Below are 13,459 nucleotides of genomic sequence, written 5' to 3'. Positions count from 1 at the left end.
CTACGACAAAGGCTGTTCTCCCTTGGCTGAAGTCTTTCCGACCATGTATCCGGTTGTCCACGCTGCCTGAAGATTGAAGCCGCCCGTAATGGCATCTACATCAAGAACTTCGCCTGCAAAGAACAAGTTGGGGCAGGCTTTGCTTTCAAGGGCAGGGGTGAGACAGGAGAGGCTCACGCCACCACAGGTAACGAACTCGTCGCGGAAAGTGCCTTTGCCGTTAACGGTGTATTGGTCGTTGGTCAGGGTCTCCGTCAGCTTGTTGAAGCCTTTCCTGCCCAGTTCGCTCCAGCGTTTGGTGTTGTTGATGCCGTTTTTTTGCAAGAGGTAAAGCCAAAGTCGGGTAGGGAGGTCGAAGGGACGGATGCTTCCCAGCTGTTTCTGAGGGTGGGCGGCGATGATGACTTGCAGGTGTTCTGCCACAGCTTGGGCATTGCTGTTTCCCACCCAGTTGACGGCGAGGGGAAAACGATAGTCCTGTTCGCTGATGTATCGTGCTGCCAATGATGATAGTTTCAGCGTGGCAGGGCCGCTTATTCCCCAGTGGGTGATGAGCAGTGGCCCGGAGCTGTGGAACTTGGTAGAGGGGATGGAGAGGATGGCGTTTTCGGCTACCGTCCCCATCAAATCGCAGAATAACGGCTCTTTGATGGTGAAGGTAAAGAGCGACGGCACAGGGGCTATAGTCTGGATACCCAATTTTTTCAGATAGCTTAGTCCGTCGGCTTTTGGCGAGCCGCCTGTCGTGATGATGACTTTATCGAAGGATAACGGCTCCCTGCCTTGAAGTGCACAAGTAGCTTGCCGTCCGTTTCTTTTTCGACACTCTGTATGGAATGATGGAGAAGCACCCTGACGCCACGCTTATGGGCTTCGCGCGTCAGGCAGTCTATAACCGATTGTGAATCTTGGGAAACGGGAAAGACACACTGATCGTCTTGGGTGGTCAGTGCTACGCCGTGTGTCTCAAACCACCTGTAAGTGTCGCGATGGTCGAATGATTTGAATAGCCGCTTGATGAGTTTATGTCCACGGGGATAGGCGTTCTTCAAATCCTTTATTTCTTCAAACGAATTTGTCAGGTTGCAGCGTCCACCCCCCGATATGCCGACTTTGGCAAGTACTTTTCCTGCTTTTTCGTAGATGGCAACGCGGGCTTGGGGATTGACGGTCTTGGCCGTGATGGCTGCGAAGAATCCGGCAGCCCCTCCGCCTATGACGGCTATATGGGGAGAATGGGACATATAGGAGATTTCGTTATGTAGGGCTTATTATATGAAAAGGAGGAAAGACCTATAGCCCTTCCTCCTTTTGGTGTTTTTTCCGGAACAGCCGTTAGCGGAGGCCGCGTCCGTGGCAGTTCTTGAACTTCTTGCCACTACCGCACGGGCAGGGATCGTTCGGGCGAGGCATCCTCTCTGCACGGTAAGGCACGCGGTTAGGTTCCTTTGCCGTCTCACGGGTGTCCTGTCGGGCAGCAGCCACCTGATTCGGGTCGACCAGTTCTTCCTTTTGCTCGCTGTAACGCTGGCTACGCTCCTCGGGAGCTGCTTCCTGTACCTGCTCGGCAGGTTGCATCTCTGGAATCTGACCGCGCATCAGTACGCTTGTCGTCCGGTTGTTGAGGTCGTCAATCATGTTGTCCCACAGCTTCACGCTTTCGAGCTTGAAGATGAGCAGCGGGTCTTTTTGCTCGTAGGAAGCATTCTGCACAGAATGGCGCAGGTCGTCGAGCTGACGCAGATTCTCCTTCCAGTCGTCGTCAATGATATGGAGGAGAATAACCTTTTCAAACTGCTTGACAACCGACTTAGCCTCACTCTCGTATGCTTCCTTCAGGTCGCAGGGAATGTTGTAGACGCGCTTGCCGTCGGTGATGGGCACCATGATGCGCTCGTACATCGCTCCCTGATTTTCGTACACCTCCTTTATGATAGGGTAGGCTACGCTTTGGATGCGTTCCGTCTTGCGCTTGAAGGTTGCCATGGCTGACTGGAAGCTGCGCTCCGCCAGTTCTTCCTTATTGCCATTGATAAATTCGCCTTCCGAGAAGGGACACTCCATGGCGAGTACTTTCAGGAACTCTTCCTTGCAGCCTTCGTAGTCGTTGCGTTCGATGATGCTGAGGCAGCGGTCCCAGATGGCATTGGAAATATCCATTCCGATACGCTCACCCATCAGGGCATGACGACGCTTCTCGTAGATAACGGTACGCTGCTTGTTCATCACGTCGTCGTATTCGAGCAGACGTTTGCGGATGCCGAAGTTGTTTTCTTCTACTTTCTTCTGCGCCCGTTCGATGCTGTTGGAAATCATGGAACTTTCAATGCGGTCTCCTTCCTCGAATCCGAGTCTGTCCATAACTTTGGCAATACGCTCCGAGCCGAAGAGACGCATCAGTTTGTCTTCCAAGGAAACGTAGAACACGGAAGAGCCCGGGTCGCCCTGACGTCCGGCGCGACCACGAAGCTGACGGTCTACGCGGCGGCTTTCATGTCGTTCTGTACCGATGATGGCAAGACCTCCTGCCTCCTTTACCTCCTTGCTCAGCTTGATGTCGGTACCACGCCGGCCATGTTGGTGGCGATGGTAACTGCACCGAGTCCGTTGACGGAGCGACCTGCCTCTGCCACAATCTGCGCCTCCTTCAGGTGCTGCTTGGCATTGAGAACCTGATGTGGAATCTTGCGCATGTCGAGCATCTTGCTCAGCAGTTCGCTGATTTCCACAGAGGTAGTACCTACCAGACAAGGACGGCCGCTGTTGCGCATCTCTACGATTTCCTCAATTACGGCAGCATACTTCTGACGGGTAGTCTTGTATACGCGGTCTTCCAAGTCGTGGCGGAGGATAGGGCGGTTTGTCGGAATCTCTACTACATCGAGCTTATAGATGTCCCAAAACTCACCGGCTTCAGTAGAGGCCGTACCTGTCATGCCTGCGAGCTTGTGATACATGCGGAAGTAATTCTGCAATGTGATGGTGGCAAAGGTCTGCGTAGCAGCCTCCACCTTTACGTGTTCCTTGGCTTCCACGGCCTGATGGAGACCGTCGCTCCAACGGCGTCCCTCCATGATACGGCCCGTCTGTTCGTCGACAATCTTTACTTCGCCATTGAGAACAACGTATTCGTCGTCCTTATTAAACATAGTGTACGCTTTCAGCAACTGCTGAAGCGTGTGAACGCGTTCACTCTGCACGCCATAGTGGCTCATCAGCTCGTCCTTGCGGTCAATGTATGTCTGATCGTCGAGTTTCTTTTCTTCTTTTTCTTTCTCCAAGAGCGAGAGTTCTGTCGTGATGTCAGGCAATACAAAGAGTGTGTCGTCGTTCACTTGCTTTGCAAGCCATGCTGCTCCCTTGTCTGTCAGGTCGCTGGAATTCATCTTCTCATCCGTAACGAAATACAAAGGTTCGATGGCTTTTGGCATTTCGCGGTTGTTGTTGGCCATATAGTATTCCTCGGTCTTGAGCATACCAGTCTTGATTCCTTCTTCGGAGAGATATTTTATGAGTGCCTTGTTTTTTGGCAGAGCCTTGAACGAGCGATAGAGGGCAAGGAATCCTTCTTCCTGCAACTGGTTGCGTGTCTTGTCGTCGGCAGCCTTCTGCGCCTCTGTAATCTTATGGCGTGCTTCGGAAAGCAGCTCTGTAGCCTGCTTGCGCTGCACTTCATACAGACTCTGAACCAATGGCTGATACTCCTCAAACATCTGGTCGTCGCCCTTGGGTACGGGGCCGCTAATAATAAGAGGAGTACGGGCATCGTCAATCAATACGGAGTCCACCTCGTCGACGATGGCGTAGTTGTGCTGACGCTGCACAAGGTCGGCGGGAGATACTGCCATGTTGTCGCGCAGATAGTCGAAACCGAACTCGTTGTTGGTACCGAAGGTAATATCTGCCTGATATGCCTTGCGACGTGCAGGGGAATTAGGCTGATGCTTGTCGATGCAGTCTACCGATAGCCCGTTGAACTCGTAGAGCGGTCCCATCCACTCGGAGTCGCGTTTGGCAAGATAGTCATTGACCGTAACAACGTGTACGCCGTTGCCGGTAAGGGCGTTGAGAAACACCGGGAGTGTAGCCACGAGGGTCTTACCTTCACCCGTTGCCATTTCGGCAATCTTTCCCTGATGCAACACCGTACCACCGAAAAGCTGCACGTCGTAGTGTACCATTTCCCATTTGAGGTCGTTTCCGCCGGCCGTCCAGTGATTATGGTAGATGGCCTTGTCGCCGTCAATGGTAATGAAGTCCTTGGCAGGGTCGGCAGCCAGTTCACGGTCGAAGTCTGTCGCGGTAACGATGGTCTCCTCGTTCTCGGCAAAACGGCGGGCGGTATCCTTTACGATAGAGAAGGCCACGGCATAACCTCGTTGAGAGCCTTCTCATAGTTGTCGAGAGCTTCCTTGTCGAGCTTGTCTATCTTGTCGAATATTTCCTCACGCTCGTCAATGGCCGTATCGTCAATGGTTTTGCGCAGTTCGTCAATAGCGTCGCGCTGTTCTTTGCCTGCATCTTGTACGTATTGCTGTATCTCTTTGGTCTTGGCACGCAGTTCGTCGTTGGTGAGTTTCTTGATTTCCGGATAAGTCTCCTTCACCTTGTCCACAAAAGGCTGGATGAGTTTCATATCGCGTGCGGACTTATCTCCGAAGAGGGATTTTAAGAATTTATTGAAGTTCATTTTATCTTGTAATTTGCTGATGAATGATATTGGATGTCGGTACATCCTCTTGATGATGAAAACCTGACGAGGCAGTCTGCTCCCTGCAAGTTTCCGCCTTACCTTACTATAATGGCCTTATTCCTGATGAAATGAACTGGGTGCCCTTATGGTTATGGACGAACACACAGAGGCGTTCGGGAGTATTGTGTGATCGGAATAATTCGGGTCGGTGGAGAGAGGGTAGGGAAGTAGAGCCGGGTGCAGTTCTGTATAAACAGTCGCATGCACCTTTGCCGGTTCGGTCTCTTTCTCCTTTCGGATGCTCTTGTAGGCTTCAATAATGGAGCGCAGTTCTGTCTCCAAGCCTGTGAACTCCGGCTGATGGCATATCTCTTCGAAGGTGAAATCACCCAATGCGACCTTGAGCGCAGACTGATAACTCTGTGCTTCTACGCCTGTTGCTGCCAATACTACGAGCAGCGCGGTGATGTATTTGTTCATTCTTCGTCGTTTGTCTGTTTTGTCCTTGCGGAGCGGATATGCGAGACGTGTGCTCTACATTGTGGGAATGTTTGTCGTGTGATGACGGTCTATCCATTGGTGCATCACGCAATTAAGCAGCAAGAACAATGCCACAATGAGTACGGGAAGGGGAATGTGTTGGAAAAATCCCCCGATGAAGCCTATAAACAGGCTGATTTCCCAAAGAAGCCACCAATGTCCTTTCTCTCTCCTGCACTCGCTTCGGATAGTCCGACGGACAAATACCAGTGCGAGCGGATTGAAGATGAAGATAATCATATTCAGACTGACGCAGGGATGCTGCGAGAAAATCATAGTGAAGAGTACCACTCCGATGGTCCCACTGGCGAGCATCAGCAGCAAGTCCCATCCCCAAAGGAGTTTACGGGTCTTGTATTCAACAAGAAGTATTGTCGTGGCTATGATGGCAAACAGAATGGCAGCTTCCATTGGAGTAAGCGGAAAACCCCTTTCGTCTTCCACCATCGGGGACTTGATGTTGAGTGTCTTTGTTGTACTGACCAACGGGCGTCCATTATAGACAGCCCGTTCAAAGTCCTTGCGCAGATTGTCCGGCAGGAACTGCTGTTCTGCCTTGGTGGTCTTTCGGTCGGCATTGATGCCCAAGAGAATGTCTTCGCCCAGCTGTGTCCAGCTTCCATTACCGTTCCACTCGTGAATCATGGAGCGGAAAGTGGCTTTATTGTCGGCAGGAGGGAATGTTACCTTGCCGTGCAGATGACCGAGAATAATGTCCCGGGCGCGACTGGTGCAATTATCGTAGAAGAAGTTATAGCGATAAACCACATTCTCGGGTTTCATGTTCTCCTGCAAAGCCTTGCAGATTGCCAATTTGTCAGCGGCTGTCAGGTTCAGTTTCTGTTCCGTTACCAGACGGTTTTCGTAACTGTATTGTTCTATGAACAGGTCGGTAGGGACGATGCCCATGCTGTAGTCGGTCAGCCCAAACACAAAGCGAGGAATAAAATAAGGCTGTGATTCAGAGAATACGCCATAGTTGACCGTATAGTCCTGATGATTGTGCAGGTCGTTGTATCGGATGGCTGTGTGTCCGTATTCCGCCCATATCTCCCTGCCGGGTGAGCATGTCAGCAGCGATATTTCCACAGAGTCGGAGTAGGTGAACGGCTGTGCCGTCATTGTCTGTGCGAATACCGACAACAAAACCGTCAGGACGATATGAACGAACCTTTTTCTCATTTAGTGGGCAAAGTTACGGAAAAAGGATGGAAAAAGCAAAGAAAAGAAGGAGATTGTGCTGACAGGCTTGCCGGAGTGCTTTGTTCGCAGCCGTCAATTGTCGTCTTCGGGCTGATGACTTTTGCGACAAAGGTGTGGCTTGTCCCTGTGGTCATGGTCTTGTTTTGTAATATTATTTACAAGAGAAAGTCTTTTTGAAAAGTTGTGGAATAGATCCGAGATGCGAGATAATTTGCTTTGATGTGTGGTGAACGAAGGTCTTTGAAGGTGGCAGACCTCCGGAGACTATGCGAAAACGGCACTTTGATAATCCGAGAACGGCACTTCCGACTTGTAGAAGTGCTTGTTTTATCGTGTGATAATGGCCGTTTCGCTGATGAAAAGTATACAAATGAGAAAGAAAAAACATAAGAGCTTCGTTTTCTTCTTCTTAACATCTTGGCTTCCAGAGAGTTGTGGCGGGCGGTCGTTTGGTCCATTTTTGCTGCATGTGGGGCGTTGGTGGATTCTGCGCAAGTCTCAGAGTGAATATTGTCATATAAATTCTGAATTGTTTTCTTCTCCTTTCAGTTGTTGTTGTCAGTGAAATGGCTTGCCGTAAGTCAAGGTGTTGAGGGTAGTCTGCATAGCTTTTGACAGGCCATGAATAGTAGCCGGACAAGTGTTTAACATTTAATTATTGTATAGTTTTTCCGAGGTATCGTTTTTTTTTAATAACTTTGCGCTCGTCTTAACATTTAGGACTACAGATAAAGTAAAGAAATTACGAATGAGAAAGATACTGACCGGCTGTCTGCTGATAGCACTATCGTCCGTTGCATACGCACAAAGTGGCACCAATTCTCCTTATAGCCAGTTTGGGTTAGGAACGCTGTCGCCCCAGTCTACGGGCTTCAACCGTGGTATGAACGGGCTGGCATACGGATTCCACGAGCATAATCAGGTGAACTATCAGAACCCTGCCTCCTATTCGGCTGTTGATTCGCTCTCGTTTATATTCGATGCCGGAGTAAGTCTGCAACTTACCAATTTCGAGGAGAATGGACGTAAGAAAAATGCTAAAAATGCAGATATAGAGTATGTAGTGGCTGCTTTCCGTGCCTTCAGGCATGTTGGTGTCAGTTTCGGACTGCTGCCCTACACAACCGTAGGATATAACTACAGCAATACAATCAACGTCAATGCCTTCCAGAATCCTTCCTCCGCCAGTACGACCTACTCCAATACGTTCAGCGGCAACGGGGGTGTCCGTCAGGTTTATCTTGGCGTAGGATGGGAGCCTTTCAGGGGATTGGCCTTCGGTGCCAATGTTGCCTACCTCTGGGGAACCGTCAACCGTTCCGTCGTCAACACGTACAGCGATGCCTATGTCAACACGCTGTCGAAGAAATATACCACAGACGTTGCAAGCTATAAGGTGGATTTCGGATTGCAGTATACACGGCGGATGTCCAAGACAGACGAGCTGACTTTGGGCCTTTCTTACTCTTTGGGACATAAGTTGGGTTCTGACCCCGAGTGTGATGTCATTTCGACCAATACGCAGACTTCGGTTACAGACACGACGCATTATAGCATCAGCAACGCCTTGGAGCTTCCGCATACTTTCGGTGCCGGATTGATGTGGAATCACGATAACCGTCTCAAGCTGGGATTCGACTATGAGTTGCAGAAATGGGGCAAGATAGACATGCCGCAGTTTAGTGTTGCCAATGGTGTCTCGGCATACGCGCTGGCTCCGGGGCAGCTGAAAGACCGTCAGAAGTTCACTTTCGGTGGTGAATATTGCAAGGGCGAGCGTTCGCAGAACTTCTTTAGCCGCATACACTACCGTGCAGGCGTCAGCTATACTTCTCCTTATCTGAAGATAAACGGACAGGACGGTCCCCGTGAGATTTCCGCAAGCCTTGGTGTGGGCATACCTATTATTAATAGCTATAATAACAGAAGCATCCTCAACATCAGTGGCGAATGGGTAAACCGTCAGGCAACGGGACTGATAAAGGAAAATATGTTCCGTATCAATGTCGGCCTGACGTTCAACGAGCGTTGGTTTGCCAAGTTCAAAGTTGATTAGACAAGAAACGGTGTCTGTCATGATGAGCATAAACCAAGGCCTTCCAAGGCTAAGGACAGGAGTATTTCCGGTCTTTGCTGCATTGTTGTTGCTTACAGCATGTGGCAGCGAACATGAGCATACCGCGCCTGCCATCCGCGAGCAGGATTCTGTCCCGACGATGACGACATACGGTGTCAACACGCTCGTGTCGGATTCAGGTGTCATCAAGTACCGTATTATTGCCGAAGAATGGGAGGTGAATACCAACAAAAAGCCTTCCCGGTGGACATTTAATAAAGGTGTGCTACTGACTCAGTTCGACTTAAAAAAACATGTGGTGGGCTATATACAATGCGATACGGCCGTTTATTTCGACCAAGAAAGAAGGTGGGAGCTCCGTGGCAGGGTGCGTATCCTGACAGCGCAGGGGTTGAGCTTTCGGAGCAGTGAGCTGTTTTGGGACGAGCGGAATCACGAAATATGGTCGCACTCTTATTCACATCTGAAGACTCCCGACAAGGAACTTGAAGGCAACTGGTTCCGGAGCGACGAGCAGATGACGAATTATGAAATTAGGCAGACAAAGGGATGGAGTATCTTTGCCAAGGAAGATATGGCACCAGAAAGCAGCATGCCTCCGATGCCGGTAGACTCCCTGCATAGAGATAGTCTGAGAAGTCCTGTTACTAAACGTTAGTCAAGTTGGATATAAGTTTAATAATCGGTATCGTTATCACATTGGTTCTTTCTGCATTCTTTTCGGGAATGGAGATTGGATTTGTTGCCAGCAACAGGCTGTTGGCGGAGATGGACAAGGAGAAGAACGGCATTTCCCAACGCTGTCTGGCTGTATTCTACCGCAATCCCAACGGATTCGTGTCTACGATGCTCGTAGGCAATAACATCGTACTTGTTCTTTATGGTATTCTTTTTGCCAGCGTGCTTAATCAGACCCTGTTCCAAAACCTTGACCCTGCCACACAGGTGATTCTCAATACTGCCTGCTCTACCATTATAGTGGTGTTTACAGGAGAGTTCCTTCCCAAAACTTTTTTCAAAAGCAATCCTAACCGCCTGCTGACTGCTTTCGCTCCGCTGGCATATATATTCTTTATCATCCTTTGGCCCATTAGCCGCTTTTCTACTTTTATATCAAGAATATTCTTGGGAATAGTCGGGGTGCGCATTAGCAAGGAAGAGAATGACGGTACCTTTACCAAGGTGGACTTGGACTATTTGGTTCAGAGCTCTATTGATAATGCCAAGGATGACAAGGACATAGAGGACGAGGTGAAAATCTTCCAGAACGCTCTCGAATTTACCGATACGAAGGTCAGGGACTGCATGGTTCCGCGAACGGAAATCAATGCTGTCGAGGAAAATTGCAGCGTGGAGGAGCTTCAGCAGATGTTTATAGAAAGCGGAAACTCCAAGATTGTAGTCTATAAGGGAGACATTGACCATATCAGGGGCTATATACACTCTTCGGAGATGTTCCGAAATCCCAGACAATGGCATGAGCACATCCGGCAGATACTCTTTGTGCCCGAAACGATGGCAGCACAGAAGATGATGCAGATATTCTTGCAGCAGAAGCGGAGTCTGGGCGTTGTCGTGGACGAATTTGGAGGGACGAGCGGCATTATTTCACTCGAAGATATTGTGGAAGAGATTTTTGGAGATATAGAAGACGAGCACGATAATGCGAAGTATGTAGCCAAGCGGACGGAGGAGGGAGAATACGTGCTCTCTGCCCGCTTAGAGATAGATAAGGTGAACGAAATGTTCGATTTGGACTTGCCCGAAAGCGATGAATACATGACTATCAGCGGACTCATTCTGCACGAATATCAGAGTTTCCCGAAGCTGAATGAGGTTGTGAAGATAGGCAGGTTTGAGTTCAAGATAATCAAGAATACGATGACGAAGATAGAACTCGTCAAACTGAAAGTCGGGGAGTAACTACATTTTCTTAGTAAAAGATTATGTTAATTGCCTTTTTCTTTGTATTTTTGTGGGCAATTTGTCAAGAAGAATAATTAAAAACAAATAAATAAAATGGCAGCATTAGGAAAAATCAGACGCAGAGGCATCACGCTGATAATTATTATCGGCTTGGGTCTTTTCGCATTTATTGCCGAAGAAGCCTTCCGTTCCTGCAATGGAATCAAGGGTGAGGCAAGACAGCAGGTAGGTGAAATTATGGGCGAGAAAGTCAACGTTCAGGATTTCCAGAAACTTGTTGAAGAGTATCAGGACGCTATCAAGTTCACGATGCGACGCGACAACCTCAACGAAGAGGAAATGAATCAAGTGAAGGATCAGGTTTGGCAGCAGCTTGTCAGCAGCAAGGTGTTGGAGGCCGATGCCGAGAAGGTTGGACTTACCGTTACAGAAAAGGAACTTCAGAATGTTCTGGTAGACGGTACGAATCCGATGTTGGCACAGACTCCGTTTGTCAATCAGCAGACTGGGCGTTTCGATGTAAATGCCCTGAAGCAGTTCCTCGATGGCTACAACAAGGCAAAGACAGCCAGTCCTGATCAGGCTGAGCAGATGCGGCCGGTCTATAACTACTGGCTGTTCCTTGAAAAGAACCTGCGCTCACAGCTGTTGGCACAGAAGTATCAGGCTTTGTTGGCGAGCTGCGTTCTTTCCAACAAGGCTGAGCCAAGATGGCTTTCAAGGACGAGAACGAGGAGGCACAGGTTCAGTTGGCTTCCCTCGCCTACAGCTCTGTTAAGGATGCTGATGTAAAGGTTACCGACGAAGACCTCAAGGCAAAGTATGAGGAACTGAAATCAGCATTCCGGCAGTCTTCCGAGACCCGCGACATCAAGTATGTTGACTTCCATATTGAAGCAAGCAAGGCCGACCGCAACGAACTTGTGAAGGAAATGAACACTTTGCAGAAGCAGTTGGCCACCGCTGCCGACCCTACACAGGTTATCAGCAAGAGCGGCAGCTTCATCTCCTACCTCGGCGTACCTGTCAGCAGCAAGGCCTATCAGGCTTATCCTGACATTGCAGGAAAGATTGATTCACTGGCAGTCGGCACGACCGGCGTGCAGGAGAACAAGCAGGACAATACCTTTAATATCATTCGCGTACTCTCCAAGGCACAGTTGCCAGACTCCGTACAGTTCCGTCAGATTCAGGTAGTGGCAAATACTCCTGACGAGGCAAGGGCAAAGGCTGACTCTATCCAAAAGGCGTTGGCAGGCGGTGCCGAGTTTGAGGCTATTGCCAAGCGTTATGGCCAGACGGGCGAGAAAACATGGTTCACGGGACAGCAGTACGAGCAGTCTCCTTCTATGACACAGGACAACCGTGAGTATATCAATGCACTTTTGAATGGCGAAGTGAATGGCGTGCAGAATCTTGCGCTCACACAGGGTAATGTTATCCTTCAGGTGCTTGATAAGAAGGCCATGACTACCAAGACAACAGCGGCTGTCATCAAGAAGACCATCGATTTCTCCAAGAATACGCGCAGTGTTGCCTACAACAAGTTTGCTGAGTTCGTTGCCAAGAGTCCGACACTGGCAGATGTAGAGAAGAACGCTGTGAAGTATGGCTATAAGGTTCAGGAACTGAAGAACGTTTCTACTGCCGAGCATTATATTGCCGGTATCCATGCTACTCGTGAGACTCTTAAATGGCTCTTTGATGCCAAGCAGGGCGACGTTTCTCCTCTCTATGAGTGTGGCGACAACGATCACCTGTTGGTCGTAGCCCTTACCAGCGTTCATCCGCAGGGTTTCCGTAATTGGGATGATGCCGAGGTGAAGGAAATTCTGAAACGTGAGGTCATCAAGGACAAGAAGGCCGAGCAGCTGATGGCTAAGCTGAAGGGTGTCGCCAGTATTTCTGCCGCTCAGGCAAAGGGTGCAAAGGTCAGCACGGTAAATCAGATTACCTTCGCGGCTCCTGCCTTCGTTCAGGCTACAGGTGCAGCAGAACCAGCCCTATCAGGTGCTGTTGCAGCTACTGCAGCAGGCAAGTTCTCCAAGGCTCCTGTGAAGGGCAATGCCGGTGTATATGTGTTCCAAGTTGTAAGAAAGGGCATGCGTGCAGGTTCTAAGTTCAACGAGGCACAGCAGATGCAGCAGTGCGCACAGCAGGGCATGCAGTACATTGGCAACTTTATGCAGGACTTGGTTCTTAAGGCAAATGTTGTTGACAACCGCTACCTGTTCTTCTAAACAGACTTTTCATTTGTAACTATAGAGGGATGTTCCTGTAGGAGCATCCCTTTTTTGTTTGCTTTGTTCCCTTCTTTATTTATCCCCAATCAGTCATTAGAACATTATTATTATAAAATTCTAATGACGCCATCAGGAAAAGGGATTAGTATATGGGTACGGTATTGTCCATAAAAGTGTGTAAGCTCTCTTTCTTTTTTCTTCAAATACAAAGATAATAAAAATGGGCTTACACACTTTTATAGGGTAGTACTCATTATCTGCAATACGGGCAAAGCCACGGGAAGGCATCCCAAGGAGTACCGAAGCCCCGTCCGGCAGCCCGGTTTCAGGACTATTCCCAGTGGAACGAGACGACCGTAGGGCCACAGCAGGGCGTCTTGTCCGCACGGCAAAAAGGCCGAAAGGAGATTCGGCGAAAGGGCATCCGCATTGTGGAGGGACGGATACGCGTCTGTGGAATACTGCCCACGGCCGGAAAAGCGGTGGTTTCGGGCAAGCGGAAAATTTATATACGGCAAGCAGAAAATTTATATACGGCAAGCGGAAAATTTATATACGGCAAGCAGAAAAATTATATACGGTTAGCGAAAAATTTATATACGATTAGCGAAAAATTTATATATGGTAAGCGGAAAATTTATATACGGTTAGCGAAAAATTTATATACGGTTAGCGAAAAATTTATATATGGTAAGCGGAAAATTTATATACGGTTAGCGAAAAATTTATATACGGTTAGCGGAAATTTATATACGGTTAGAAATTTAACGGGGAAGA

General features: G+C 49.1%; 6 protein-coding genes and 3 pseudogenes. 5 read left to right on the top strand and 4 right to left on the bottom strand.

Annotation, left to right across the window (positions count from 1 at the left end; translation table 11 throughout):
* The 4 genes and pseudogenes from JCM15908_RS13195 to JCM15908_RS08340 form a co-directional block, all read right to left on the bottom strand.
* A pseudogene (locus JCM15908_RS13195) lies at positions 1-1,244 on the bottom strand (BaiN/RdsA family NAD(P)/FAD-dependent oxidoreductase).
* Positions 1,245-1,335: 91 nt separating this feature from the next.
* A pseudogene (gene secA, locus JCM15908_RS15385) lies at positions 1,336-4,690 on the bottom strand (preprotein translocase subunit SecA).
* Positions 4,691-4,807: 117 nt separating this feature from the next.
* Entirely contained in the window at positions 4,808-5,173 is a 366-nt protein-coding gene (locus tag JCM15908_RS08345) for a hypothetical protein (protein ID WP_025002998.1), read from the bottom strand.
* Positions 5,174-5,227: 54 nt separating this feature from the next.
* A complete protein-coding gene (locus JCM15908_RS08340; protein ID WP_025002997.1) occupies positions 5,228-6,415 on the bottom strand; it encodes a lipoprotein N-acyltransferase Lnb domain-containing protein in 1,188 nt (395 codons plus the stop codon).
* A 769-nt stretch (positions 6,416-7,184) separates the two neighbouring features.
* Between JCM15908_RS08340 and bamG the strand changes: the two genes are divergently transcribed.
* From bamG to JCM15908_RS15175, 5 genes and pseudogenes are all read left to right on the top strand, one after another.
* On the top strand, positions 7,185-8,492 hold the full coding sequence (bamG, locus tag JCM15908_RS08330) for a BamG family beta-barrel-assembly machinery protein (RefSeq protein ID WP_025002995.1): 1,308 nt from the start codon (positions 7,185-7,187) through the stop codon (positions 8,490-8,492).
* A gap of 22 nt (positions 8,493-8,514) precedes the next feature.
* Entirely contained in the window at positions 8,515-9,171 is a 657-nt protein-coding gene (lptC, locus tag JCM15908_RS08325) for an LPS export ABC transporter periplasmic protein LptC (protein ID WP_036893029.1), read from the top strand.
* Between the two features lie 5 nt (positions 9,172-9,176).
* Positions 9,177-10,436 carry a hemolysin family protein gene (locus tag JCM15908_RS08320; protein ID WP_025002993.1) on the top strand — a complete coding sequence of 420 codons (1,260 nt, stop codon included), beginning with the start codon at positions 9,177-9,179 and terminating at the stop codon, positions 10,434-10,436.
* A 96-nt stretch (positions 10,437-10,532) separates the two neighbouring features.
* Positions 10,533-12,679, top strand: a pseudogene (locus tag JCM15908_RS13185) (peptidylprolyl isomerase).
* 485 nt (positions 12,680-13,164) lie between these two features.
* Positions 13,165-13,459 (top strand): hypothetical protein (locus JCM15908_RS15175; RefSeq protein ID WP_234396415.1); only part of this gene is annotated, 295 nt, incomplete at its 3' end.

Source organism: Prevotella dentasini JCM 15908, assembly GCF_000614065.1.
Lineage (GTDB): Bacteria > Bacteroidota > Bacteroidia > Bacteroidales > Bacteroidaceae > Prevotella > Prevotella dentasini.
Note: the sequence above shows the minus strand (reverse complement) of the source record. Positions and strands in the feature narration are given on the sequence as shown.

Bases quoted from the DNA above. Each gene is read 5' to 3' on its own strand.
- JCM15908_RS08340 (WP_025002997.1), bottom strand. From the start codon at position 6,415: ATGAGAAAAAGGTTCGTTCATATCGTCCTGACGGTTTTGTTGTCGGTA.
- JCM15908_RS08345 (WP_025002998.1), bottom strand. From the start codon at position 5,173: ATGAACAAATACATCACCGCGCTGCTCGTAGTATTGGCAGCAACAGGC.
- bamG (WP_025002995.1), top strand. From the start codon at position 7,185: ATGAGAAAGATACTGACCGGCTGTCTGCTGATAGCACTATCGTCCGTT.
- lptC (WP_036893029.1), top strand. From the start codon at position 8,515: ATGAGCATAAACCAAGGCCTTCCAAGGCTAAGGACAGGAGTATTTCCG.